This window comes from Azospirillum sp. B510, assembly GCF_000010725.1.
Lineage (GTDB): Bacteria > Pseudomonadota > Alphaproteobacteria > Azospirillales > Azospirillaceae > Azospirillum > Azospirillum lipoferum_B.
Genome location: NC_013857.1, coordinates 657,650 through 681,723, shown reverse-complemented (window position 1 = coordinate 681,723; position 24,074 = coordinate 657,650). Strand labels below are relative to the sequence as shown.

The window sequence follows — 24,074 nt, the reverse complement described above, 5'->3', positions numbered from 1 at the left end:
ATGGGAAGGGGCACCGAAATGAGCATCGACACGGGACACGGACCGGTGAAGCGTTTGCTGGTCAATGGCCCGAAGGGCGGGATCGGCAAGACGACGCTCAGCCGCAACATCGCGGTGGCGGCGGCGCTCGATGGCCGCATGGTCGCCACGCTGGACCTCGATCCCCAGCGCAGCCTGACCAAATGGTTCGCCAAACGTCCCGACGGCATGGCATCGATCACCCATTTCGAGGCGGGCATGACCCCCGGCGACATCCGGGCGGCATTGACCGGGATCGAGGGGTTCGACCTGCTGGTCATCGACACGCCACCCTCCATCGAAGACCATCCGGAGGAGTTCAAGCTGCTGGCCCTGTCATCCGACCTGATCGTCGTGCCGACCGGACAGAGCGATGACGATCTCGACTCCGTCCGGCCCTGGATGCGCTTCGTCCGTCGCTATGGCAAGAACGCGGCCTTCGTCATGAACCGGGTGAAGCCACGGACCCGCGGATTTACCGAGGCGCAGCGCAAGCTGCTAGGCGATGGCCGGATCTGTCCGGTCGAGGTGCCGGATTACGAGGACATCCAATTCACAGCCAGCCGGGGCATCGGTCTTTTGGAGCTGAAGGGCGGCAAGGGAGCCGAGCATGTCGCCGGCGTCTGGGCCTTCGTCCGTCACGAGCTGGAGCTGGCGCAATGAGCGGTTTCAAACAGGTTTCCAAGGCCCAGGCCCGTCGCCACATCGCGGTGGACGAGCGGATCGAGCGTATGTCCGAGGTGACGGTCGATCTGATACGGCGCGAGGAGTTCGTCCAGGAAATCTCCACGCTCTGGCGCAGCGCCCAGGAAAAATTCCTGCTGATCGGGCGTTATCTGGTGCAGGCGCGGGCACGATTGCCGCATGGCGAGTTCCAGGCGATGGTCGAGAACGAGCTGCCCTTCGGCTATCAGGTCGCCTACCAGCTGCGCATGGTGGCGGAGGCGGTGGACAGCGGGCGCCTGCCTGGAGCCAAGCTGCCGCCCAGCTACGCCACCGTCTATCAGCTCGCCACCCTGACCAGCGAGCAGTTGCGGCTGGCCGATCAGAGCAACCTGATCCGACCCGATGTCACCCGGCCGGAGATCGTGCGGTTCAAGCGCGACCTGCGGAACAAGGCCATCGACCATGTCAGCCACCGCGAGGCTCTTGAGGCCGAACGGGATCGTCTGCGGGAACGGCTGGCGTTGGTCGAGGCTGAACTGGCATCCCTGGAGGAATAAGCCGGTCGGGTTGGCGGCTGCGGGACGGATCGCGAGCAAACGCTCCAATCCGCCGGGCCGCGTCAGCCCGCAAGCAGGGTGGCCAGCCGCCCGACCGTCTCCTCCACCTCCGCCATCGTGGTGGTGCGGCCAAGCCCGAAGCGGAGGCTGGCATGGGCATCCGCCGCCGACAGGCCGACAGCCAGCAGGACATGGGACGGCTCTCCGGCGCCGCTGTGGCAGGCGGAGCCGGTGGCGATCGCCAAATCCGGCAGATCCAGCAACAGGTCGGCCGCATCGATGCCGGGAAGGGTGACGTTCAGGCAACCGGCCAGCCCGCCGGCGATGCCATCCTCCCGCGGACCATTGCGGCGGATGCCGGGCAGCCGGTCGCGCAGGAGTGTCCATAGCCGGTCGCGCAGTTCCGCGATACGCCGGGCATCCTCCTCCCGCCGCTCCCGCGCCAGCCGGCAGGCCGTCCCCAACCCGACGCACAGCGCTGTCGGCAGAGTTCCCGCCCGCAGCCCCCGCTGCTGACCACCCCCGGACGAAGCCGGCAGCGGCCGGAACGGTGGACGGGCGATCAGGGCGCCGATCCCCATGGGGCCATAGAGCTTGTGTCCCGACAGGCTGAGCCCCTGGAGACCGATGGCGGCCATGTCGAGCGCCTGGGTGCTCAGCGCCTGGACGGCGTCCGTGTGCAGAAGCGCGCCGTGGCTGTCCGTCACTCTTGCCAGCTCGGCCAGCGGCTGAAGCGTTCCAACCTCGTTGTTGGCCGCCATCACCGACACCAGCGTCGGCTTGGGCAGGGTCGCAAGGGTCCTGTCCAATGCGGAGGGATCGACGCGGCCGGCGCCATCAACCGGCAGGACCGTCGGCGGACTGCCGCGCCGTCGCAATTCCGGCAGGCAGCCAAGTATGCTGGCATGCTCCACCGCGGAGACGACGCAGCCGCCGCCCGCCGGCACCCCGCCCAACAGGGCGAGGCTGTTGGCCTCGGTGGCGCCGGAGGTGAAGATGACCTCGCCCGGCCGCGCACCGGCCAATGCGGCGATGTCCGCCCGCGCCTGTTCGATGGCGTCGGCGGCACGCCAGCCGGCCGGATGGGCGGCATGCGGGTTGCCGACCGCATCCGGCCGCATCCAGGGCAGCATCGCCTCCAGCACCAGCGGGTCGAGCGGCGTCGACGCGAGATGGTCGAGATAGATCATGGCGCAGTATCGCGCCATCGATTGGGGAAGGGGAAGGGGCTGCGCGTCAACGCGCCGGCTGGCCGGCGGGCGGCGGGTCGGGCCTCTGTTCCGGGCGCTCGGCGGATTGGGCGGCGGATTGCGGGCTGGCGCCGCTGACGCGCCAGACCGCGTTGCCGACATCGTCGGCGACCAGCAGGGCACCCTTGCCGTCCAGAGTGACGCCGACCGGGCGACCTCGCGCCTTGCCATCCTTGTCGAGGAAGCCGGTCAGCACGTCGACGGGTTCGCCCGCCGGCTTGCCATCGCGGAACGGCACGAAGATCACCTTGTAGCCGCTGGCCGGCTCCCGGTTCCACGAGCCATGCTGGCCGATGAAGGCGCCCTGCCGCAAGGTGGGCGGCAGGGCGCCCGCCCGTGAGAAGACCAGCCCGAGCGAGGCGGTGTGCGGACCCAGCGCATAGTCGGGCGGGATCGCCCTGGCGACGAGGTCGGGACGTTGCGGCTCGACCCGCCGGTCGACATGCTGGCCGTAATAGCTGTAGGGCCAGCCATAGAAGCCGCCATCCCTGACCGACGTCATGTAATCGGGGACGAGGTCGCTGCCGATCTCGTCCCTCTCATTGACCGCGGTCCACAAGGCGCCGCTCACCGGCTCCCAATCCATGCCGTTCGGGTTGCGCAGGCCCGACGCGAAGACGCGGTGCGCGCCGGTCTTGAGGTCGATCTCCCAGATGGCGGCCCGGCCCTGCTCCGCCTCCATGCCGTTCTCGCCGACATTGCTGTTGGAGCCGACGGTGGCGTAGAGCTTCGTCCCGTCCCGGCTGGCGATGATGCTCTTGGTCCAATGGTGGTTGATCGGTCCGGCCGGCAGATCGGCGACCTTCACCGGCTTGGCGGTGATGCGGGTGTCGCCCGGCTTGTAGGGCACCGTGACCACCGCGTCGCTGTTGGCGATGTAGAGGTCGGTGCCGACCAGGGCCATGCCGAAGGGGGAGTTCAGCCCCTCCAGGACGGTCTCGCGCACATCGGCCCTGCCGTCGCCGTCGCTGTCGCGCAGCAGGGTGATGCGGTTGGCGCTGGGAGTCTTGGCGCCGGCCTTGCCCATCACCAGCCCCATGACCCAGCCCCTGATTCCCTTGCCATCCTCCGGCTTGGGCGGGGCGTTGGTCTCCGCCACCAGGATATCACCGTTGGGCAGGGCCAGCAGCCAGCGCGGATGGTCCAGCCCGGTGGCGAAGGGCGTGACGCCCAACCCCTGGGCGGCGACCGGCTGCGTCCCCTGTGGCCAGCCGATGGCGTCGGCGATGTTGACTGTCGGGATCAGCGAGGATTTCGGTTCCGGCAGGGTCGGATTGGGGCCGGTGCCGGCCGACACCGGGAGCGTCGCCTGATCGCCGCAGCCGGCGAGCGGCAGGACGGCGACCGTCGCGGAAAGCATGAGGGCGAGCCGTGTGGAGCTGTGCATGCGCCGAAATCCCGCGTCTGTGGGCCTGGTAAGGAGTCCCCACGGTCAACGGCGGTGCCGGCGGGTTGGTTCCCCCCGGCTTTCCTGGGGGGTGTCAGCGGGTCATCACGGGCTGGGGATCAGAGGGATGGAGCGAGAGCCCGCAGTTCCGCCGCCAGAGCCGTGGCCAGCCTTTCGCCGTCGCACAGCGGCCCGTTCGCCATGCGGCTTCGCAGGCCGCGGCGCAGATCCGCCAGCCGCTGCGGCTCGGACGCCCAGGCGACGGCACGGTCCACATAATCGGCCGGGTCGGTGGCGACGCAGTCCGCCACCCCGGCCACGGTCAGGAAGGCCAGCGAGTGGCGGCTGGAGAAGGTCTCTCCCGGCAGGGTGATGACCGGAACTCCCATCCACAGCGTCTCCAGCGTCGTGGTGCTGCCGGAGAAGGGGAAGGGGTCGAGCGCCACATCGACCGACGCGCACCAGCGCATATGGTCCAGGCTGTTGGTCGCCCCGACCATCGTTACCCGGTCCTCCGCGATGCCGGCGGCGGTCAGCCGGCATCGCCACAGGGCGGCTGTGACCGGACAGGACAGCGCCTTGGTCTTCATCAGCAGGCGCGCGTCGGGCATCCGGTTGAGGATCGCCGCCCAGGCCGCCAGCACATCGTCGTTCAGCTTGGTCAGGATGTTGAAGCTGCCGAAGGTGACCGGCTTGCCGGACAGGCTGGGCGGCGGCGTCAGCGGCAGGGCGTCCCCGTCGCCCGGCGGATCGTAGGCGATGAAGGCGTCGGGCATGCGCAGAACCCGCTCGGCGTAGAAACGCTCCATCCCTTCCGGAACATGGTGACGGTCGGCGACCAGCGCATCCATGGCGGCGAGGCCGGTGGTCGCCATGTAGCCCGACCACGCCACCTGCAACGCCGCCGGCTTGCGCGCGAACACGCCGGGCCTGCCATGGGCGTTGTGCCCGGCGAGATCGATGAGGATGTCGGGCCGGTCCTGGCGGATCCGCGCGGCGACATCGGCATCCGACAGGCCGGCGACCGGTGTCCAGCGCGCCGCCGCCTTGCGGAAGCGCTCGGTCACGTCATCGGATTCACTCTGGTTGGCATAGAGCAGCAGGCGGATGTCCTGGCCGGGCAGCGCCTCCACCGTGCGGATGGCGAACAGGCCGGCGGGGTGGCGGCGGAAATCGCCGGACAGGATGGCGACGGTCAGCGGGCCCTTGGAGGCCGATGGCTTGCCGGGCTTCACCCAGCGGCCACGGTGGGGGATGCCATGAACCCTGTCCCAATCGCGGTGCGCCTCCAGCGCCGCCGCCGCCGTCACCCCTGGCCGGAAAAGCTGGAGATAGGCGAGGTTGGAGCGCACATCCGCCAGTGTGGGGTCGAGCGCCAGTGCCCGACGGTTCCCCTGATCCGCGGCGTCGAGCAGCCCCTGGCCCTGGCGGACCAGGGCGAGGTTGGCGTGGGCCTCCGCCAGCGCCGGGTTCCAGGCCAGCGCCGCGCGGTAGGCATCGGCCGCCGCTCCCAGCCGGTCGGCGCGCTGGAGCACTTCCCCCAGGCGCAGCAGGCAATCGGCCAGATCCGGGCGGGTGACGACCGCTTGGCGGGCCGCAAGTTCCGCCCCATCGCGGTCGCCCAGCGCCAGCCGGGCCACGGCGAGGTTGGACAGCGCCGGGGCATGATCGGGGCGCAGCGCCAGCGCGCGGGCAAGTGCCGCCGCCGCGTCCCGTGGCCGATCGAGCGTCAGCAGCAGCGAGCCGCGGTTGGCATGCACCTCGACGAATTCAGGATCGTCGGCCAGGGCGGCGCGATAGGCGTCGTCCGCCTCCGCCCGGCGGCCGAGTGCCGCCAGCACATTGCCGAGGTTGAAGCGGGCGCGGGCATAGCCGGGCCGCCGGGCCGCGGCCTGCCGGAAGGCGGTCGCCGCCTCCTCCAATCGTCCGGACGCCTCCAGCGCGTTTCCCAGATTGTAGAGCGCCTGGGCGAAGTCCGGCCGCAGGCGGATCGCCTGCCGGTGGGCGCTGACCGCCTCCTCCAGCCGGCCGAGCATCTTCAGGGCGCTGCCGAGATTGTCGTGATAGTCCGCAACCCTATGGTTGTGATGAATGGCGGATTTTATCAACTTTACCGCGCGGTCCGGCTGGCCCGACTGAAGATGGACCACGCCCAGCAGATGGGCGGCGTCGGCATGGCCCGGCAGGGCGTCCAGCACGGCATGGTAAAGGGCCGCCGCCTCGGCAAGCCGGCCGGCCTGATGGTGGGCCACCGCGGCAGCCATCGCTTCCTGGATCGTCGCCATGTCGACCGTCATACCGGTTGGCGTGGACGGGCGCCAGCGCTTTCCCGAACGGCGCCCCGAAGGCGGCGGAGGGATGATGAGGGCCCCCTGTCCGCGCCTGCGTTTTTTCAACACTTGACCCGGCGGGCCGGGACGGTCAGCTTGCCGGCCATATACAGCCCCGGCAAATTTCCATGAACCGACTGCAACGGTACCTGTTCCGCAACCTGCTGATCGCCACGCTCTATTCAACGGCGGGCCTGACGCTGACCATCTGGCTCAGCCAGTCGCTGCGCCTGATCGAGATCGTGGTCAGCGCCGGCGCGCCGATGGGCATGTTCCTGTGGCTGCTGCTGCTGACCGTGCCGACCTTCCTCGGCGTCGTGCTGCCGCTGGCGCTGGTGGGAGCCATCCTGTTCACCTACAACAAGATGACGACCGACAGCGAACTGGTGGTGATGCGCGCGGCGGGCGTCGGCCCCTTCTCGCTGTCGACGCCGGCGCTGGTGCTGGCGGTGGCGGTGATGGCCATCGTCCTCGTGCTGAATGTCTGGATCACCCCGGCCGCCCACCGCGAGCTGGTGCGGATGGAATACGCCGTGCGCAGCGATTATTCGCAGCTGTTCCTGCGCGAAGGGGTGTTCAACGAGGTCGGCGACCGGTTCAGCGTCTTCCTGCGCGACCGCGACAGCGACGGCAACCTGCACAAGGTGCTGATCCATGACGGCCGCCAGCCGGACAAGCCGGTGACGATCATGGGTGACCGCGCGCTGATGCAGACCGGGGCGGACGGCACCCGCTTCGTCGTCTATGACGGCAACCGGCAGGAGCTGGACCGCAAGACCAACCGGCTGTCGCAGCTGTTCTTCGAACGCTATGCCGTCGATCTGAAGGCGGTGGCGCCGCAGGCGGCGGATCGCTGGCCCGACGCCCGCGAACGCTCGACGGAGGACCTGATGTCGGGCAATGTCCCGGCCCAGGACGACCGCATGCGCCGCGGCCTGATCGCCGAACTGCACCATCGCTTCTCCTCGCCGCTGCTGGCCCTGACCTTCGCGTTGGTGGCGCTGTCGGCGCTGTTGTCGGGCGAGTTCAACCGGCGCGGCCAGTCCTCCCGCGTCACCATCGCCGTGCTGCTGGTGATGGGGTTGCAGGCCGGGGCGTTGGGGCTGACCAGCCTGGCCGGCAAGGCGACCGTCTTCGTGCCCCTGATGTATGCCATGCCGGTGGTGGCGCTGCTGCCGGCCCTGTGGGTGATGTCGCGGGGGCTGAGCCTGCGGCCCGGACGCCGGCGGGAGGAAGCCGACGCGGGCGCATCCGGGAATGGGGCGTCCGCCGGGCAGGCGTCATGAGCCGCATCCTCTTCATCACCTCCAACCGGTTGGGCGATGCGGTGCTGTCGACCGGGCTGCTCGGCCATCTGACCGAGGCCTATCCGGGTGGGCGGCTGACCATCGCCTGCGGGCCGTTGCCGGCGCCGCTGTTCCGCGCGGTTCCTGGGCTGGAGCGGGTGATTCCACTGGCCAAGCGTTCCTATGCGCGGCACTGGCTGCGGCTGTGGCTGGACTGTGTCGGCACGCGTTGGGATCTGGTGGTCGATCTGCGCAATTCGGCCGTCGGACGGCTGGTGCCGGCCCGCCGCCGGGTCTTTCACGCCAAGGCCGCACACCCGATGCACAAGGTGGAGGAGAACGCCGCCCTGCTGGGCCTGTCGCCGCCGCCGGCCCCACGCCTGTGGATCGACGCCGCGGCGCGGGCGCGGGCCGACGCCCTGATCCCCGCCGGCCCCGGACCTTTCCTCGCCATCGGACCGACCGCCAACTGGCTGGGCAAGGAATGGCCAGCCGACCGTTTCGCCCGGCTGGCCCTGCGCCTGACCGGGCGGGGCGGGCCGCTGGAGGGGCGGCCGGTGGCGGTGCTCGCCGCCGGACCGGAACGGGAGCGGGCACGGCCCGTGCTGGAGGCGTTGGGAGCCAAGGCCATCGATCTGACCGGACGCACCGATCCGATGGCCGCCGCCGCCTGCCTGGACCGGGCGGCCCTCTATGTCGGCAACGACAGCGGGCTGATGCACATCGCGGCGGCGGCCGGGGTGCCGACGGTCGGGCTGTTCGGCCCCGGCTATCCCGCGATCTATGGTCCCTGGGGGCCGCATGGGCGGGTGGTGGTCAGCGAGGTCCCCCAGCCCGAGCTGCTGGCCCGCGTCGCCGCCGATCCGAACGCCCGCGGCCTGATGGACGGCATCGGCGAGGACCGGGTGGCGGCGGTGGCGGCGGCACTTCTGTCCGAAACGCGGGGGGCTTGTGACCAGTTTGCGGTGATGGGCTGCCGGGACTAGGGGAATACCCCCGTTTCGTTGACAAAGCCGGCCGGATAACCCACACTTCCTTACCTACGCAAAGGGGCAGGTCCGCCCCACCGGATGGGTTTCCCCCGAGGGTTTGGAATGAAGCCGACTCCCACTTACGCCAACAAGCCGACCTCGGACAATCCGCGTGACGTCGAGGCCTGGGCCCTGGCGGAAGCGGCGCGCCGCATCATCGCCGCCAGCCATGCCAAGGACGAAAAGGCGTTCCGCGAAGCCCTTCAGCTGAATCAGCGCCTGTGGACCATCTTCCAGGCGGCGATCACCGAAGAGGATTGCGGTCATCCGCCGGAGGTTCGCACCAACATCGCCGCCCTGTCGTTGCTGGTCGATCGCGAGACGACCAACCGTCTGGTCGACCTGGATTTCGGCAAGATCGACACGCTGGTCAACATCAACCGCAACGTCGCCAGCGGCCTGACCGCCCAGGGCGAGTTCATCGCCGCCCAGCAGGCGACCCAGCCGCATCCGGGCACGCCGCAGGCCGCCGCCCCGGCACAGGGCCAGCCGCCCGCCGGGATGCGCCCGCCCGTGCCGCCGCGTCCGATGACGACCCCGGACGCGGCACCGGTCAACCGCGAATCCCTGCGCATCTCCATCTGAACAGTGGCATAGCGAAATGGAAAAGGGCTGGCGCCTGGGAAGGGCGCCGGCCCTTTTCGTTGTCTCCCGTCACTCCGCCGGAACCTCGCGTTCCAGCTCCTCCAGCCAGATACGGGCGTTGCCGTCGGAGGGCGCCCGCCAGTCGCCACGGGGGGAGAGGGAGCCGCCGGCCGTCACCTTCGGCCCGTTCGGCATCGCCGACCGCTTGAACTGGCTGAAGCCGAAGAAGCGGCGCAGGAACACGCGCAGCCAGTCGCGGATCTCGGCCGGGCTGTAGGCGCGGCGCTTGTCGAGCGGATAGCCCTCCGGCCAGTCGCCCTTGGTGGCGTCCGACCAGGCATGGCGGGCCAGGAAGGCGATCTTCGACGGGCGGAAGCCGTAGCGCAGAACATAGAACAGGGTGAAGTCCTGAAGATCATAGGGACCGACCACGGATTCGGAGCTTTGCAGCGCCTTGTCGGACCCGGCCGGCACCAGTTCGGGCGAGATTTCCGTCTTCAGGATGGCGTCGAGCGTCTCCGACACCTCCCGCTGGAACTGGCCGGTGCGGCCGACCCAGCGGATCAGGTGCTGGATCAGCGTCTTCGGCACGCCGGCGTTGACGTTGTAATGGGACATCTGGTCGCCGACGCCATAGGTGCACCAGCCCAGCGCCAGTTCCGACAGGTCGCCGGTCCCCAGCACGATGCCGTTGTGCTGGTTGGCGAGCCGGAACAGGTAATCGGTGCGCAGGCCGGCCTGCACATTCTCGAAGGTCACGTCATAGATCGCCTCGCCCCGGGCGAAGGGGTGGTCCATGTCGCGCAGCATCTGGTTGGCCGCCGGCCGGATGTCCAGTTCCTGCGCCGTCACCCCCAGCGCCGTCATCAGTTTCCAGGCGTTGGATTTGGTTCCCTCGCTGGTGCCGAAGCCGGGCATGGTGTAGGCGCGGATGCCGGTGCGCGGCAGGCCGAGCCGGTCCATGGCGCGGGCGGCGACGATCAGGGCATGGGTGCTGTCGAGCCCGCCCGACACCCCGATCACCAGCGTGCCCATTCCGGTGGCGCGCAGCCGTTGCACCAGACCGGCGACCTGGATGTTGTAGGCCTCGTAGCAATCCTGCTCCAGCCGCTCGGCGGCGGCGGGAACGAAGGGCAGGCGCGGCACGGTGCGCAGCAGCCCGACATCCTCCTCTCCGGCGTCGAGCCGGAAGGCGACGGTGCGGAAACCGCGGGTGGCGTCGCCGAACAGGCGCCGGTTGTCATCGAAGGTGCCCTGGCGCAGCCGTTCCTGCCGCAGCAGGTCGAGATCGACGTCGGCCACCGCCATCTGGGCGCCGTCGGGGAAGCGGTCGCTCTCCGCCAGCATCTCGCCGGCCTCGAAGATCGAGGTCTGGCCATCCCAGGCGAGGTCGGTCGTCGATTCGCCCGTTCCCGCCGACGAGTAGAGATATGCTGACAGACAGCGCGCCGACTGTGATTTCGCCAACAGGCGGCGGGTATCGGCCTTGCCGATGGTGATGTTGCTGGCCGACAGGTTGGCGAGGATGGTGGCGCCGGCCAACGCCGCCATGGTGCTGGGTGGCGCCGGGACCCAGAGATCCTCGCAGATTTCGGCATGGACGACCAGGCCGGGCTGATCCTCGGCGGAGAACAGCAGGTCGGGCCCGAAGGGGGCGGTCAGATCGCCGATGCGGATCGTTCCGCCTTCGGTGCCGGCGCCAGAGGCGAACTGTCGGCGCTCATAGAATTCCCGGTAGTTCGGCAGATGCTGCTTCGGCACCACGCCCAGCAACTCGCCGCGGTGGATCGCCACCGCCGTGTTGTAGAGCCGTCCATCATGGAGCAGCGGCGCACCCACCAGCAGCAGCGGCATCAGTCCGGCCGAAGCCTGGACCAGATCGAGGAGCGCCTGTTCCACCGCGTCGATCAGCGGATCCTGCATCAACAGGTCGTCGATGGCGTAGCCGGACAGCGCCAATTCGGGAAACAGCGCCACCGCCACCGACTTGTCATGGCAGGCGTGGGCCGCCTCCAGGATGGCGGCGGCGTTCGCCGCCGGATCAGCCGGAATGCAGCGCGTGGTGCAGGCGGCCACCCGCGCAAATCCGTGCCGATAGATCGAGGTGAAGCTCATGACCCGTTTCCGCTGCCTTGCATGCCGAAAGACGCTCCGGATTGTGGCGTCCATGATGCCAACATAGCAGGAATTTCGCGCGGGTCAGGTTTCCCGTTCCGGTGGCCTCCGGCTTTAACGCCTTTCGGACAGGCGACCTCCGCTGTCCGGTGGAGATACTTTAGTTAGGATACATTCGTCATAAAACCAAAGTCAAATCGATGGGGTGGGAGAGGTGATCCAATTAAAGTGACGACAGATAAGGTTGATGTCGGGCAACCGCCAAGTTGACCAAATCAACTGCGTTGGATATAGGCAGGGTATCGCTTGTGCCGGAAACGGGCAGGCCGATATTGGAAGGACATGTTTATCACCGTGCCAACGGATACGCCGACCACGCCGCCCGCTCCTCTTGACGCCGCATCCCCGGATGCCGGCGTCATCCCCGCGCTGGCGAATGACGGCGTGCCGCCGGAAAAGGTCTGTTGCATCGTCGGCATCGGCGCCTCGGCCGGCGGGCTGGAGGCGTTGCAGCGCTTCTTCGACGCGGTGCCCGGCGACGGCGACCTCGCCTATGTCGTCGTCCAGCATCTGTCACCGGTGCACAAGAGCCTGATGGTCGACCTGCTGGCCAAGCACACGGCCATGGAGGTGGTGCAGGCGACCGACGGCGTGCCGGTCCAGCGCAACACCGTCTATCTGCTGCCGCCGGGCAAGCATCTGAGCATCGAGGATGGCCGGCTGCGGCTGACCGCCAAGGATGTCGGCGGCGGCATGAGCCTGCCGATCGACATTTTCCTGACCGCGCTGGCCCGTGACCAGGGCCCCTTCGCCATCGGCCTGATCCTGTCGGGCACCGGCTCCGACGGCACGCGCGGCCTGATGGCGATCAAGTCCGCCGGCGGTTTCACCGCGGTGCAGAAGCCGGAGACGGCGCAGTTCGACGGCATGCCGCGCAGCGCGCTCGCCACCGGGCAGATCGACGCCACCCTGCCGCCGGAGGAACTGCCGGCCCGCCTGATCGAGCATGCGCGCAAGGCACTGGCCCGCAGCCCCCCGATGCGGAACTCCGGTCAGGCGGGCCGGCAGCGGCGCGAGGATGGCGACGACCCGCTGGCCCAGATCATCGCGGTCATCCGTTCCGTCACCGGCGTCGATTTCTCGCATTACAAGCTGGCGACCCTGTTGCGACGGATCGAACGGCGCATGCAGGGGGCCGGGCTGGACTCGATGGAGGATTATGCCGCCCTGCTGCGGCGGAACAGCGCCGAGACGGTCACCCTGTACAAGGAGATGCTGATCGGGGTGACCCGCTTCTTCCGCGACGAGGCGGCGTTCCGTGTCCTGGCCGACCGCGTGATCCCCGGCCTGCTCGCCAACCGCAGCCCAACCGACATGATCCGCGTCTGGGTCTGCGGCTGCGCCAGCGGCGAGGAGGCCTATTCCCTCGCCATCCTGTTCGCCGAGGCGCAGGAGCGGCTGGGCCGCAGCGTCGATGTCAAGATCTTCGCCACCGACATCGATCAGGACAGTATAGAACTGGCAAGTCTCGGCGAATATGGGGGCGCCATCGTCGAGGATGTGTCGCCGGAGCGGCTGTCCCGTTTCTTCACCACACGGGGGGATGGCTATGTGGTGTCGCGCGACATCCGCCGCATGGTGGTGTTCGCCGCCCACAACATCATGCGCGATCCGCCCTTCACCAAGATCGACCTGCTGAGCTGCCGCAACCTGCTGATCTACATGGATCAGCCGTTGCAGCGGAAGGTTCTGAGCCTGTTCCAGTACGCGCTGCGCCAGAGCGGCTTCCTGTTCCTCGGCACCAGCGAGACGCTGGGCGACCTCCAATCGGACTTCCACACCGTCGACAGCCGCAACAAGGTCTTCCAGAGCCTGCGCGCCGGGTCGTTCCGGCTGTCGCGGCTGCTGGTGCCGACGGTCGCGGCCCCGCTGGCCCGCCATGGCGAGGACGGGTCGTCCCAGGCGATGGAGGAGGGAGCGGCCATCGACGAGGCGATGGCGGCGCTGATGAAGGCCTATGTGCCGCCCTGCCTGCTGGTCAATGACCAGATGACCATCATGCATGTGTTCGGCGACGCCTCCTCCCTGCTGAAGGTGCCGGCGGGCGAGGCGACGCTGAATGTGCTGAAGCTGCTGCCGTCGTCGGTCGCCATGGTGACGGGCACCGCCCTCAGCCGCGCCTTCCGCTCCGGCGAGGAGTTCGCGCTGTCCAACATCCCGGTGAAGGACCGGGAGGGGGTGGTGGCGATCAGCCTGCGCGTCCAGCCCTATGTCGCGCGCAAGACCGGACGCCGTTTCGCCCTGGTCGTGCTGGACCGCGCCAACATGCCGCCGCTGTCGATGCCGGATTCCGACTTCGACCTGAATGCCGACGCCGCCGAGCGCATTCGCGGGCTGGAGCAGGAGCTGCTGTCGCGTGGCGAGAATCTACAGGCGACCATCGAGGAGCTGGAAACCGCCAACGAGGAATTGCAGGCCACCAACGAGGAGCTGCTGGCTTCCAATGAAGAACTTCAGAGCACCAACGAGGAACTGCAATCGGTCAATGAGGAACTTTACTCCGTCAATGCCGAATATCAGGCGAAGGTGGAGGAACTGACCGAGATCACCAACGACCTCGACAATCTTCTGCGCTCCACCGAGATCGGCACGGTGTTCCTGGACGGCGATTTCGTGATCCGCCGCTTCACGCCGGCGGCGGCCGGATTCATCAACATCATCCCGCGCGACATCGGCCGCTCGATCGCGCATCTGTCGACCAAAATCGACCATCCCGACTTCCTCGCCGACATTCGCAAGGTGTTCGACGATCAGGAGCCGGTGGAGCGCCATGTCCGCGTGCATGACGGACGCTGGGTGCTGACCCGAATCCTGCCCTATCTGACCGACAAGAGCCAGATCGGCGGCGTGGTGGTGACCTTCGTCGACGTCACCGCCACCAGGAAGGCGCAGGAGCGCTTGCAGAAGGTGCTGGACAGTCTGCCGGAGCATATCGCCGTCACCGACCGGCAGGGCCGGATCGTCATGGTGAATGCCGCCTGGCGGAGCTTCGCCGAACGCAATGGCGGGCCGGCGGTCGAACGCTGCGGGGTCGGCACCAATTATCTGGAGGTCTGCCTGTCCCCGGAGGCTGCGGCGACCGATGGCATCGCCGGCGCGGCGCATGACGGTCTGCGCCGCATCCTGGACCGCGAGGCCGATGACTTCACCATCGAATATCCCTGCCATTCGCCGGATGAGCGGCGCTGGTTCCTGATGCACGCCACCCGTTTGGACGATCATGACGGCGGCATCGTCGTCAGCCATATCAACATCACCAACCGCAAACTGATGGAGTTGCAGCTGTCACGGGACAATGAGGCGGGCGCCGCACGCGACGGCAAGGGTCATGAGGAAGCGCAATGACGGAGGATTCCTCCGGCCGCCTGCGGCGCCGCGCCGAAACCGCCCTTGATGGCGGCAATTTCGAGGCTGCCGACATCACCGCCACCTCGATGAAGGAACTGCTGCACGAGCTGTATGTCCATCAGGCCGAGCTGGAGATCCAGAACGAGGAGCTGCGCGGCGCCCAGCAGGCGCTCGAGGCCTCGCGCCTGCAATATCTCCAGCTGTTCCAGTCGGTGCCGCTGGCCTGTCTGGCGGTGAACGCCGCCGGCATCGTCGGCGAGGCCAATTCCGCCGCCGAGCGGCAGTTCGGCCTGCCGATGCTCCGTCTGAAGGGGCGGCCGCTGACCCTGCTGGTCGACAGCATCGACCATGGCCGGCTGTTCACCGCGCTCAGCCGGCTGCGGGACAGTGGCGCGTGGGTCCGGCAGGAGTTCCGCTATCTCGGTCCGCAGGGCGCGATCATCGACGGGCTGACCGATGCCCGGCGGGTGACGCTGGACGACACCGACCGCGGCGACGTGCTGTTGACCATCACCGACCTGACCGAGCGCAATGCCTGGTTGCGGGCGGTGCAGCAGGCCCGCGACGCCGCCGAACGTGCCCGCGCCGACTATCACCATATCCTCCAGTCGGTCGGCGACGGCATCCTGGGGGTGGACGCCGATGGGCGCATCCGCTTCGTCAACGCCGCGGCGACGGCGATGACCGGCCATCTCGACCTCGACCTGATCGGCCGTCCGCCGTCCGATCTGCTGGCCGGACCGGCTCCGCGGGGTGAAGCGGGCTTGGCCGGCGGCGAGGATGACCGCGAGGACGCCAGGGGCCAGGGCGCCGGATCCGCGGCGGGTGGGGCGGCCCGCGCGCTGGCCCTGTCGCTGACCGATGGACGGTCGCGCAGCGTCGCCTGCGAGACGCTGCGCCGCGAGGATGGCGGAACGTTGCTGGTGGAGGTCACCATCTCGCCCATGTTGGGGGCGGGTGGACGCCTTACCCCGATCGAGGACCGCATCCAGGGCGCCGTCGTCGCCTTCCGCGACGTCACAGCGCGGCGGACGGCGGAAGCGGCGCTGAACCTCAGCGAGCGGCGGCACCGGGTGTTGGTCCAGTCGCTGCACGACGCGCTGGCGATGACCGCCGCCGACGGCCGCAGCCTGCTGGCGAACGCCATGGCGGAGCGGCTGCTGGGCGGCCCGGCCCGCGCGTTGCTCGACCCGACCGCCGCCGCCTTCGACGGGGAGGGCGGGGCGGACGGTCATCTGGCGCCGGCCACCGCCCCGGCCACCGTGGTTCCGACCACCGCCGGCCGCCGTTTCATCGATGCCAATGGCAACCGGCTGCATGGGCTGCCCCCGGCGGCCGAGGCGGCGCGCAGTGGCAAGCCGGTGGTCGAACGCATCATCGGCGTGGTCGAGGGGGAGGAGGCGACCGCCCCGGCCCCTTCCCCCATTCGCTGGCTGCGGGTGTCGAGCCGCCCCGTCGCCGATCCGGCCGGCCGGGTGGAGGCGGTGGTGTCCAGCGTCGCCGACATCACCGCGGTGAAGGCGCTGGAGCGTGACCTGAATGTCGCGCTGGACGCGCGTGAACGATTCCTGGCGGCGGCGAGCCACGATCTGCGCCAGCCGGTGCAGGCGCTGCTGCTGCTGTCCGACCTGTTGCTGAAGGAAAGCCTTCCCGCCGGTACCCGGCGGATGGCGGAGCAGATCCAATCCTCGCTCGGCGGGCTGGGGGGCATGCTGGACGGGATGCTCGACATCTCCAAACTGGAGGCGGGACTGGTCGCCCCCCATCCGGAGCCGGTCGATGTCGGCGCCTTGCTGGCCCGTCTGCATGGGGAATTCGCCCCGCTGGCGGCGGCGAACGGGCAGAGCCTGCGTCTGGTGGCGCCGCCGCTGGCGACGCTGACCGATCCGGGCCTGCTGGAGCGGGTGCTGCGCAACTTGTTGGCCAATGCGCTGCGCTATGCGCCGGGCGGACGGATCCTGCTCGGCGTGCGCCGCCGCGGCGACCGGTTGCGGATCGAGGTCTGGGACACCGGCATCGGCATCGCCGACCAGCATATCGACCGCATCTTCCAGGACTTCTTCCAGGTCGGCAACGCCGCCCGCGACCGGCGCGAGGGGCTGGGGCTGGGGCTCAGCATCGCGCGCCGGCTGGTCGCCATGCTTGGCGGCAGGATCGACGTTACCTCCTCGCTTGGCCGGGGCAGCCGCTTCACCGTCTGCCTGCCGCTGACCGAGGCTCTGGCTGAGGGTGGCGGGGACGAGGTGGGCACCGCCGGCCACCCTGACCGATCCGCCGCCGGCCGGCTGGTCATGCTGGTGGAGGATGACGCCGTCATCCGCATGGCGCTGGTGCTGATGCTGGAGGAGTGGGGCTATCGCGTGGTGGAGGCGGGCAGCGGGGTGGAGGCCGGCGCGTGCCTGGACAGCCTGATCGGGGCCGGCGAGGCGCCCGATCTGATCCTCGCCGACTATCGTCTGCCGGAGGGCACCACGGGGCTGATGGTGATGGACATGGTCCGCCGCCGGCTGTCGCGGGACGTTCCCGGCGTGCTGCTGACCGGCGACACCTCCGCGGACCGCCTGCGCGAGGCGGCGAGCGCCCAATGCGCGCTGCTCCACAAGCCGATCCAGCCCAGCCGCCTGCACGAGACCCTCGTCTCGGCGCTGCCCCTTCCGGCCGGCCCGCCGGCTTCATCATGATCCGGCCGGCCGCGGTTCCGACCGCCGGCTTCCGCAAATCGGGATAACGACGATGATCGTTTAGCCTCTCGGCTTTTCTTGACCCACGTCAATGCTGGCGGTAGGGGACACTCCAAACTGTGCGGGTCGCCGGCCTGACGATCGCTCAAGATCGACGGCCCGAAGCGGGAACGGTCCATGCCCAACACCACCTATGCCAGTCTTGCCCGCCGTGCCGCGCGCGCACGGGCGGTCAGGCTATCGGCGCTGCTGTTCGGCGGGCTGTTCGTCGGCTTTCTGGTTCTCGTCGCGGTCTTTGTCGAGTATCGCCGCGCCATCGAGTGGGTTGACCACACCCACACGGTCATCTCCACCGTCCAGGAACTGCAATCCGCCCTGTCCGAGGCGGAATCGAGCCAGCGCGGATATCTGCTGTCGCTCGACCGCCGTCATCTGACTTTTTACCAGGAGGAGACGGAGCGCAGCCGGATGCTGCTCGACCGCATCGGAGCGCTGACCGCCGACAACCCGGTGCAACAGGACACGGTGAAGTCCCTGCGGTCGCTGACCGCCGACCGGCTGAACGGAATGGCCGAGGTCCTGCGGCAGGCGGACGAGGCGGGGCTGGAGCGGGCGCTGGCGATGGTTCGGGCAGGTGCCGTCGCCAGCGGGATGGGCGCCGCCGCGACGGCGGAGACCCGGCGGCTGACCGCCACCATGCGGGCGGAGGAGGACAGGCTGCTCGACCGGCGCAGCCACCATGCCACCCTGCTGGAACTGCTGATGGTCGCCTACGGGCTGGTCTTCGTGGTGGGCACCGGTTGGCTCGGCTATTCGACCGTCCGCCGGCTGGAGCGCGACTATCAGGCCGAGCGGGCGGAGGGGCAGGCGCTGGCGGCCGCCTTGCGGGAGAACAGGGGGCTGCTCGAGGAGGTCAACCACCGGGTCAAGAACTCGCTTCAGATCGTCGCCAACCTGCTCCGGACCCAGGCGCTGAAGCATCGCAGCCATGACGTGCGGCAGGAGCTGCTGGACAGCAGCGGCCGCGTGCTGGCGATCGCCGAGGTCCACCGCCACCTCTATGGCGAAGGGGCGGTGCATGACATGGTCGAACTGTCGGACCTGATCCGCAGCATCGCCGAGAACGCCGTTCCGGCCATGGGCTCCGGCGAGCCGGCGATGACCGTCACGGTCCCCCTGCCGCTGCCCGCACCGGTGGATACCGCCGTTCCGGTGGCGCTGATCGTCAACGAGTTGCTGGCCAACAGTTACAAGCATGCCTTTCCCGGCGGTCGGCCGGGCACCGTCAGGGTGGATCTGGGAGTGGATGGCGACGAGGTCCATATCGATGTCGCGGATGACGGAATCGGTCTGCCCGAGGAGGTCGCGAGCAGCGGCGGCGGCTTTGGCCTGAACACTGTCCGCAATCTGACACGGCAGATCCGGGGTCGGTTGGAGATCGAGCATTTGACTCCGGGGACACGCTTCCTTTTAACTTTCCCCATGAAGTCGCGGACGCCAACCCAGGCGTGATGCTTCCGGAGATCTTGGAAAAGTTATAAAGAAGCAATGAAGATATTGATTATAGAGGATGAATATCTGATCGCGGAGGGTGTGTCCCTGACGCTCCAGTCCGCTGGTCACGAGGTGACGGGGATCGCCGACGATCTGTCCACCGCCGTCGCCCTGGCCGGACGGGAGAAGCCGGACATGGCCTTCGTCGACATCAAGCTGGCCAACGGGTCCAGCGGGCTCGATGTCGCGCGGGAATTGAAGATGATGGGCATTCCCTGCGTTTTCGCCACCGGGAACCCGCCCAACAAGGCCCAGGCCGGTGGGCTTGGCCTTGGCTATATCGCCAAGCCCTTCTCGCCGCGGGTTCTGGTCCAGACCGCCGCCTTCGTCTCCGCGTTGCTGTCGCCCTGCGCGCCGGCCGCGACCGCGCCGAACGGGTTCGTCAGGCTGCAATGACGGGAATCATGCGCCGCGCCCGCGGTCGCGGGCGATAGCGGGTTCCGACCCTTTCCGAACCCGCTATCAGAAGCCGGTGAAACGGGTGAAGGAGGAGGCCGCTTCGCGTTCAGTCGGGAAGCTGTTTTCCGGGGCCGACCAGTCGGCGAAGCCCAGCGCCATGCCGCTGGCGATGATTTCGGTGTCGGGCAGCCCCAAATGGCGGGCGGTGATGGCGTGGCGATAGCAGAAGGCCGCCTGCGGGCAGGTCTCCAGCCCGAAGCCGCGGGCGACGAGCATGACATTTTGCATGAACATGCCGAGGTCGAGCCAGCCGCCCTTGCCCATGTCGCGGTCGATGGCGAAGAACAGCCCGACCGGCGCGCCGAAGAACAGCCAGTTGCGGCCATGCTGGCGCGCCATCTGGTCGCGGTCGCCCTTGCCGATGCCGAGCGCCCCATAGAGAGCCCAGCCGACCGCCCGCCGTCGGCCGAGATAGGGTTCCCGCCAGCTTTCCGGGTAATAGGGATATTCGGCGATCTCCGGTTCTCCTGCCTCGTGAGCGGCGAGCAACTCCGCCGACAGGGCGTCCCGCGCCGCTCCGGCGATGGCGTGCACCTTCCAGGGCTGGATGTTGGAGCCGCTCGGCGCGCGGGCGGCGAGATCCAGGATGCGCAGCACCGTCTCCCGCTCCACCGGGGTCGGCAGGAAGGCGCGGACGCTGCGCCGGCCGCCGACGGCGTCCAGGACGGGCAGGGGAGGGGAGCTTCCGTTCGGATCAATGGCCATCGTTCGCGACCTCCACCCTGGGCTCATGCCGGACCGGAAAGTTGACGGAGCGGGCGATGAAGCATTTCTCCGCCGCCTGATGGTGCAGGGCGAGTGCCGCATCCGCGTCCGATCCGGGAGCCAGGGTCACCCGCGGCCGCAGCAGGACGGCGGTGAACTGGCCGGCGCCGTCGGCCTCCTCCGCCATCAGCCCCTCGGCGTCGTCGGAATAGGCGGTGACGACGATCCCGGCGGCCGAGCAGAGATGCAGATACCAGAGCTGGTGGCAGGAGGACAGGGCGCCGACCAGCAGTTCCTCCGGGTTCCAGCGTGCCGGATCGCCGCGGAAGGCCGGGTCGGACGTCGCGGGAATCGCCGGCTTCGTCCCGGCGCACAACGCATGGTCGCGGCTGTAGGCCCGGTAGGCCGATGTGCCGGTGCCGAGATTGCCGGTCCAGTCGAGCCGGACGGCGTAGCGGTGTTCCCTATGCGCCATGACCCTCGTCCCTCCTATTCCATCACGATCATCAGAAGCGCGGGCAGGCCGATGAAGGCCATGGTGGTGGAGCCCAGCACCATGCCCGCCACATCCTCCGGCGCGTTGCCGTAGCGCAGCGCCCACAGATAGTTGAAGACCGCCACCGGCATGGAGCTTTGCACCAGCACCACGCCGCGCGCCGCGCCGGTCAGCCCCATCGCCCAGGCCACCAGCAGCCCCATGGCGAAGCCCACCGCCAGCCGGAAGCCCGACATCGACAGCGCCCGCAGCGCTCCGGACAACCGAAGCTTCGACAGCGCCACCCCCAGCGAGAACAGCATCAGCGGCACGGCGCAATTGCCGAGCAGGGTCGTGCTGTTGCCGATCCAGACCGGCAATGGCAGCCCGGCCAATTGGATCGCCACCGCCAGCGCCACCGCGTAGATCGTCGGCGTCCGCGCCATCTGTCCCAGGTCGAAACGCCCGGCCGCCAGCGCCGGCCCCAACGTGAACTGGCCGACCGACATCACCGCGTAGAACAGCACGGCGAGGCTGAGACCGTTTTCCCCGAAGGCGAACAGGCAGACCGGCAATCCCAGATTGCCGGCGTTGGGGAAGGCCATCGCCGGCACATAGACCCGCAGCGACAATCCCGTCGCCAGCAGCACCGGCACCGAGGCCAGCGCCGTCAGCGCCATGCAGGCCGTCGCCGCCAATGCCATCTCCCCCATCACATCGGCTGACAGATGCAACCGGGTCAAGGCGGAGAAGACCAGGCAGGGCGAGGACACGTTGATCGCGAAGGTGGTGATGAAGGCGCTGTCATAGGGCAGCTTTCCGCGGGTCCAGCCATAGCCCAAGGCGGCCACCACGAAAACCGGGGCCAGGACGGCGAACGCATCGGACAGCAGGGCGAGGCTGGGCATTGAAATGGGCATGGAAACCGGAGGAGGACAGCGTCTTGGTTGAGGGACAGGCGAATTGTCCGCCACCTTGGCGGCAATCCCGTCCCGCGTCATCCCCGCAGACATCGGCCATCGCGCAAGGCTGCCGCGCAAAGGAACCGGTTGCGGCATCGCCCGAGCGTCTGCCGACCCTGCCCGAGTCGTGGCCCTTCCGGCGCTCCGGCCTGCGCGCATGTGTCGCGGTTGGTTCGCAATTGGGATTGTACCTGAGGAACAAAGATAGCTTTTAAGCGATATTTGCTTAATACAGGTAACGATTTGTAACGAAGCTTGAGCGATAATGGGGACTCACACTAGGGTGCGATGGCCTCATTCTGCGGATTCGTATGACAACTTCGTCCGATGCCAAGACCGTTGTTCGACCTATGAACAACAGGGCGCAGCAAACCAAACGACAGGCCAGCCTGAACAACCGCAGGTTTTCATTGCGTTCTGTCTTGCTGTGGATTCTATTGTTGTTGTCTGCGGGTTTGTTTCTTGCGCTGGCGGCCCTGCCCGTTGGAAGATTTGCAAGTGCCGCGATCTCAGCCGGTGTGGTTGTGGCGGCTTTCGTGTTGGGGCGCTTCTCCCAACGGTTCTGGCATGCCCGGACCCTGACCGTGCTGCTGCTGGCCTTCGTCACCTTCCGCTATTTCTTCTGGCGGCTGACCGGCACGCTGCCGCCGGGGGACGATCTGGTGAATTTCGTTCCCGGCGTCACCCTGTTCGCCGCCGAAGCCCTGTCCTTCGTGCTGTTCCTGACATCGTTGTTCGTGATCATCGATCCGCTCGAGCGCGAACCGGCGGCACCGACGGGCGATCCGGCCTCCTGGCCCAGCGTCGACGTCTACATTCCCTCCTACAACGAGGAGCCGGAACTGCTTGAGACGACGCTGGCCGCCGCGGTCTCCATCGATTATCCGCGCGACAAGCTGACCGTCTATCTGCTGGACGACGGCGGCACCGATCAGAAGCTGGCCCAGGCCAACCCCGAGTTGGCCGCCGCGGCGAAGGAACGGCGCGAGACGCTGACGGCGCTGTGCGAACGGCTGCACGTCATCTACATGAGCCGGCCGCGCAACGAGCATGCCAAGGCCGGCAACATCAACCACGCCTTCCAGAAGACATCGGGCGATCTCGTGCTGATCCTGGATGCCGACCATGTCCCGACGGTGGGCATCCTCAAGGCGACGGTGGGATTCTTCCAGCGGGATTCCGGCCTGTTCCTGGTCCAGACGCCGCATTTCTTCGTCAATCCCGACCCGGTCGAATACAACCTCGGCACCTTCGAACGGATGCCGAGCGAGAACGAGATGTTCTATTACTCGATCCAGCCGGGGCTCGACCGTTGGAACGGGTCGTTCTTCTGCGGATCGGCCGCCATCCTGCGCCGCGCGGCGCTGGAGGAGGTCGGCGGCTTCAGCGGCGACACCGTGACCGAGGATTGCGAGACGGCGCTGGAACTGCATGCGCGCGGCTGGCGCAGCGTCTATCTGCCCCGTCCGCTGATCGCCGGTCTCCAGCCGGAGACCTTCGACAGCTTCATCGCCCAGCGATCGCGCTGGACCCAGGGCATGGTCCAGCTGTTCCTGTTGAAGAACCCGTTGTTCAAGCGTGGGCTGACCATCGCGCAGCGGCTGTGCTACCTCAGCACCATGATGTACTGGTTCTTCTGGTTCTGGCGGCCGATCTTCCTGCTGTCGCCGCTGTGCTACGCCCTGTTCGGGCTGGAGATCTACCGCATCAATCTGCCGGACTTCGCCTGTTTCGTCATTCCGCATGTCTTCGCCGCCGCCTTCCTGTCGCAGTTCCTGCATGGACGGATGCGCTGGCCGCTGTTCTCGGAACTGTACGAGTATCTTCAGTCCTTCCATGTCTCCCGCGCGGCGCTGGCGACGATGATCCGGCCGCGCGACCCGGTGTTCAAGGTCACGGCCAAGGGCCAGTCGGTGGAGGGCGACGGCTTCTCCCCGCTCGCCACCCCCTTCATCGTCACCACGCTGCTGCTGACCGCCGGGCTGGTCGCCTGCGGCTGGCGCTATTACCTGTTCCCCGAACACCGTGCCGCCATCGTTCCGGTGGCGGTGTGGTGCTCCCTGAGCCTCCTGCTGGCGCTCGGCGGTCTCGCCGTCGTCTATGAGCGCAAGCGTGTCCGGCGCCAGGAACGCTTCACCGTCGACCGTCCGGCGGTGCTGAAATTCGCCGATGGCACCAGCATCGACCTGACGGTCGCCGACGTGTCGGCCGGTGGTGTCGGCCTTGTGGTCGAGCCGAGCTGGCGCGACCTGCTGAGCCTGCCCGACCAGACGCCGGTGCTGACCATCGCCGCGACCGAGACGGAGGCGGCGACGACCACCGGCGTGCGCATCTCCCGCATCGAGCCGCGCAACGGCGAGTTGGCGGTCGGTGCCGGATTCGCCCCGCGCGACCGCCAGGACATCGTGGAGATGGCGCGCTTCGTCTTCGGCAACAGCGTCGGCTGGGACAGCGTCCTCGACCGCAAGCGGGTGGCCGCGCCGACCTTCTTCGGCGGGCTGCTGTTCTTCGCCACGCGGGTGGTGCCGCGGCTGGGGCATGTGCTGCTGGCCCTGCCCGGCGCGCTGCGCCGCATCCTGACCTTCCAGGCTCCCTAGATGGCGGG

17 protein-coding genes are annotated in these 24,074 nt (G+C 68.3%); 10 read left to right on the top strand and 7 right to left on the bottom strand.

Annotation, left to right across the window (positions count from 1 at the left end; translation table 11 throughout):
• Window positions 1-18: 18 nt before the first annotated feature.
• On the top strand, window positions 19-681 hold the full coding sequence (locus AZL_RS27320; RefSeq protein ID WP_148219666.1) for a ParA family protein: 663 nt from the start codon (window positions 19-21) through the stop codon (window positions 679-681).
• On the top strand, window positions 678-1,241 hold the full coding sequence (locus tag AZL_RS27315; protein ID WP_012977634.1) for a hypothetical protein: 564 nt from the start codon (window positions 678-680) through the stop codon (window positions 1,239-1,241). Before AZL_RS27320 ends, AZL_RS27315 begins: the two co-directional genes overlap by 4 nt.
• A 62-nt stretch (window positions 1,242-1,303) precedes the next feature.
• Here the strand turns inward: AZL_RS27315 and AZL_RS27310 are convergent, their stop codons facing one another.
• The 3 genes from AZL_RS27310 to AZL_RS27300 form a co-directional block, all read right to left on the bottom strand.
• Window positions 1,304-2,431: a cysteine desulfurase family protein gene (locus AZL_RS27310; protein ID WP_012977633.1), complete on the bottom strand. Its 1,128-nt coding sequence runs from the start codon at window positions 2,429-2,431 to the stop codon at window positions 1,304-1,306.
• A gap of 46 nt (window positions 2,432-2,477) precedes the next feature.
• Window positions 2,478-3,851 carry a PQQ-dependent sugar dehydrogenase gene (locus AZL_RS27305; RefSeq protein ID WP_371304257.1) on the bottom strand — a complete coding sequence of 458 codons (1,374 nt, stop codon included), beginning with the start codon at window positions 3,849-3,851 and terminating at the stop codon, window positions 2,478-2,480.
• Window positions 3,852-3,997: 146 nt separating this feature from the next.
• On the bottom strand, window positions 3,998-6,163 hold the full coding sequence (locus tag AZL_RS27300; RefSeq protein WP_012977631.1) for a tetratricopeptide repeat protein: 2,166 nt from the start codon (window positions 6,161-6,163) through the stop codon (window positions 3,998-4,000).
• Window positions 6,164-6,336: 173 nt separating this feature from the next.
• On the opposite strand from AZL_RS27300, the gene lptF reads away from it, so the two are divergent.
• From lptF to AZL_RS27285, 3 genes are all read left to right on the top strand, one after another.
• A complete protein-coding gene (gene lptF / locus AZL_RS27295) occupies window positions 6,337-7,494 on the top strand; it encodes an LPS export ABC transporter permease LptF (RefSeq protein WP_012977630.1) in 1,158 nt (385 codons plus the stop codon).
• The gene (locus AZL_RS27290) at window positions 7,491-8,480 is read left to right on the top strand and encodes a glycosyltransferase family 9 protein (protein WP_012977629.1); all 990 of its coding nucleotides are present in this window, start codon (window positions 7,491-7,493) and stop codon (window positions 8,478-8,480) included. Before lptF ends, AZL_RS27290 begins: the two co-directional genes overlap by 4 nt.
• Before the next feature lie 108 nt (window positions 8,481-8,588).
• Complete coding sequence (locus tag AZL_RS27285) at window positions 8,589-9,110, top strand: flagellar biosynthesis regulator FlaF (RefSeq protein WP_042445756.1); 522 nt, start codon at window positions 8,589-8,591, stop codon at window positions 9,108-9,110.
• Between the two features lie 69 nt (window positions 9,111-9,179).
• Here the strand turns inward: AZL_RS27285 and AZL_RS27280 are convergent, their stop codons facing one another.
• Window positions 9,180-11,225 (bottom strand): NAD(+) synthase, encoded by a 2,046-nt coding sequence (locus AZL_RS27280; protein WP_012977627.1) that lies wholly within the window; start codon window positions 11,223-11,225, stop codon window positions 9,180-9,182.
• Between the two features lie 354 nt (window positions 11,226-11,579).
• Here AZL_RS27280 and AZL_RS27275 point away from each other — a divergent pair, with 354 nt between their 5' ends.
• The 4 genes from AZL_RS27275 to AZL_RS27260 all read left to right on the top strand — a co-directional run bounded on the left by AZL_RS27275 (window position 11,580) and on the right by AZL_RS27260 (window position 19,264).
• Window positions 11,580-14,630 carry a chemotaxis protein CheB gene (locus tag AZL_RS27275; protein ID WP_247894479.1) on the top strand — a complete coding sequence of 1,017 codons (3,051 nt, stop codon included), beginning with the start codon at window positions 11,580-11,582 and terminating at the stop codon, window positions 14,628-14,630.
• Window positions 14,627-17,314 (top strand): hybrid sensor histidine kinase/response regulator, encoded by a 2,688-nt coding sequence (locus AZL_RS27270; protein ID WP_042445753.1) that lies wholly within the window; start codon window positions 14,627-14,629, stop codon window positions 17,312-17,314. The genes AZL_RS27275 and AZL_RS27270 overlap by 4 nt, the downstream gene beginning before the upstream one ends.
• 177 nt (window positions 17,315-17,491) lie before the next feature.
• Entirely contained in the window at window positions 17,492-18,826 is a 1,335-nt protein-coding gene (locus AZL_RS33675) for a sensor histidine kinase (RefSeq protein ID WP_012977624.1), read from the top strand.
• Between the two features lie 36 nt (window positions 18,827-18,862).
• Window positions 18,863-19,264, top strand: coding sequence for a response regulator (locus AZL_RS27260; RefSeq protein WP_012977623.1), 402 nt, complete (start codon window positions 18,863-18,865; stop codon window positions 19,262-19,264).
• Between the two features lie 66 nt (window positions 19,265-19,330).
• Here AZL_RS27260 and AZL_RS27255 read toward each other — a convergent pair whose 3' ends face one another.
• The 3 genes from AZL_RS27255 to AZL_RS27245 are packed head-to-tail and all read right to left on the bottom strand — an operon-like array spanning window position 19,331 to window position 21,427.
• Entirely contained in the window at window positions 19,331-20,032 is a 702-nt protein-coding gene (locus tag AZL_RS27255) for a nitroreductase (protein ID WP_012977622.1), read from the bottom strand.
• Complete coding sequence (locus AZL_RS27250; protein ID WP_012977621.1) at window positions 20,022-20,507, bottom strand: OsmC family protein; 486 nt, start codon at window positions 20,505-20,507, stop codon at window positions 20,022-20,024. The genes AZL_RS27255 and AZL_RS27250 overlap by 11 nt, the downstream gene beginning before the upstream one ends.
• A gap of 14 nt (window positions 20,508-20,521) precedes the next feature.
• Window positions 20,522-21,427 carry an AEC family transporter gene (locus AZL_RS27245; RefSeq protein ID WP_247894478.1) on the bottom strand — a complete coding sequence of 302 codons (906 nt, stop codon included), beginning with the start codon at window positions 21,425-21,427 and terminating at the stop codon, window positions 20,522-20,524.
• 353 nt (window positions 21,428-21,780) lie between these two features.
• On the opposite strand from AZL_RS27245, the gene bcsA reads away from it, so the two are divergent.
• Window positions 21,781-24,066 carry a UDP-forming cellulose synthase catalytic subunit gene (gene bcsA / locus AZL_RS27240; RefSeq protein ID WP_012977619.1) on the top strand — a complete coding sequence of 762 codons (2,286 nt, stop codon included), beginning with the start codon at window positions 21,781-21,783 and terminating at the stop codon, window positions 24,064-24,066.
• Window positions 24,067-24,074 lie beyond the last annotated feature (8 nt).

Bases quoted from the DNA above. Each gene is read 5' to 3' on its own strand.
- AZL_RS27280 (WP_012977627.1), bottom strand. From the start codon at position 11,225: ATGAGCTTCACCTCGATCTATCGGCACGGATTTGCGCGGGTGGCCGCC.
- lptF (WP_012977630.1), top strand. From the start codon at position 6,337: ATGAACCGACTGCAACGGTACCTGTTCCGCAACCTGCTGATCGCCACG.
- AZL_RS27315 (WP_012977634.1), top strand. From the start codon at position 678: ATGAGCGGTTTCAAACAGGTTTCCAAGGCCCAGGCCCGTCGCCACATC.
- AZL_RS27260 (WP_012977623.1), top strand. From the start codon at position 18,863: ATGAAGATATTGATTATAGAGGATGAATATCTGATCGCGGAGGGTGTG.
- AZL_RS27310 (WP_012977633.1), bottom strand. From the start codon at position 2,431: ATGATCTATCTCGACCATCTCGCGTCGACGCCGCTCGACCCGCTGGTG.
- AZL_RS27270 (WP_042445753.1), top strand. From the start codon at position 14,627: ATGACGGAGGATTCCTCCGGCCGCCTGCGGCGCCGCGCCGAAACCGCC.
- AZL_RS27305 (WP_371304257.1), bottom strand. From the start codon at position 3,851: ATGCTTTCCGCGACGGTCGCCGTCCTGCCGCTCGCCGGCTGCGGCGAT.
- bcsA (WP_012977619.1), top strand. From the start codon at position 21,781: ATGACAACTTCGTCCGATGCCAAGACCGTTGTTCGACCTATGAACAAC.
- AZL_RS33675 (WP_012977624.1), top strand. From the start codon at position 17,492: ATGCCCAACACCACCTATGCCAGTCTTGCCCGCCGTGCCGCGCGCGCA.
- AZL_RS27255 (WP_012977622.1), bottom strand. From the start codon at position 20,032: ATGGCCATTGATCCGAACGGAAGCTCCCCTCCCCTGCCCGTCCTGGAC.
- AZL_RS27250 (WP_012977621.1), bottom strand. From the start codon at position 20,507: ATGGCGCATAGGGAACACCGCTACGCCGTCCGGCTCGACTGGACCGGC.
- AZL_RS27290 (WP_012977629.1), top strand. From the start codon at position 7,491: ATGAGCCGCATCCTCTTCATCACCTCCAACCGGTTGGGCGATGCGGTG.
- AZL_RS27300 (WP_012977631.1), bottom strand. From the start codon at position 6,163: ATGGCGACGATCCAGGAAGCGATGGCTGCCGCGGTGGCCCACCATCAG.
- AZL_RS27320 (WP_148219666.1), top strand. From the start codon at position 19: ATGAGCATCGACACGGGACACGGACCGGTGAAGCGTTTGCTGGTCAAT.
- AZL_RS27245 (WP_247894478.1), bottom strand. From the start codon at position 21,427: ATGCCCATTTCAATGCCCAGCCTCGCCCTGCTGTCCGATGCGTTCGCC.
- AZL_RS27285 (WP_042445756.1), top strand. From the start codon at position 8,589: ATGAAGCCGACTCCCACTTACGCCAACAAGCCGACCTCGGACAATCCG.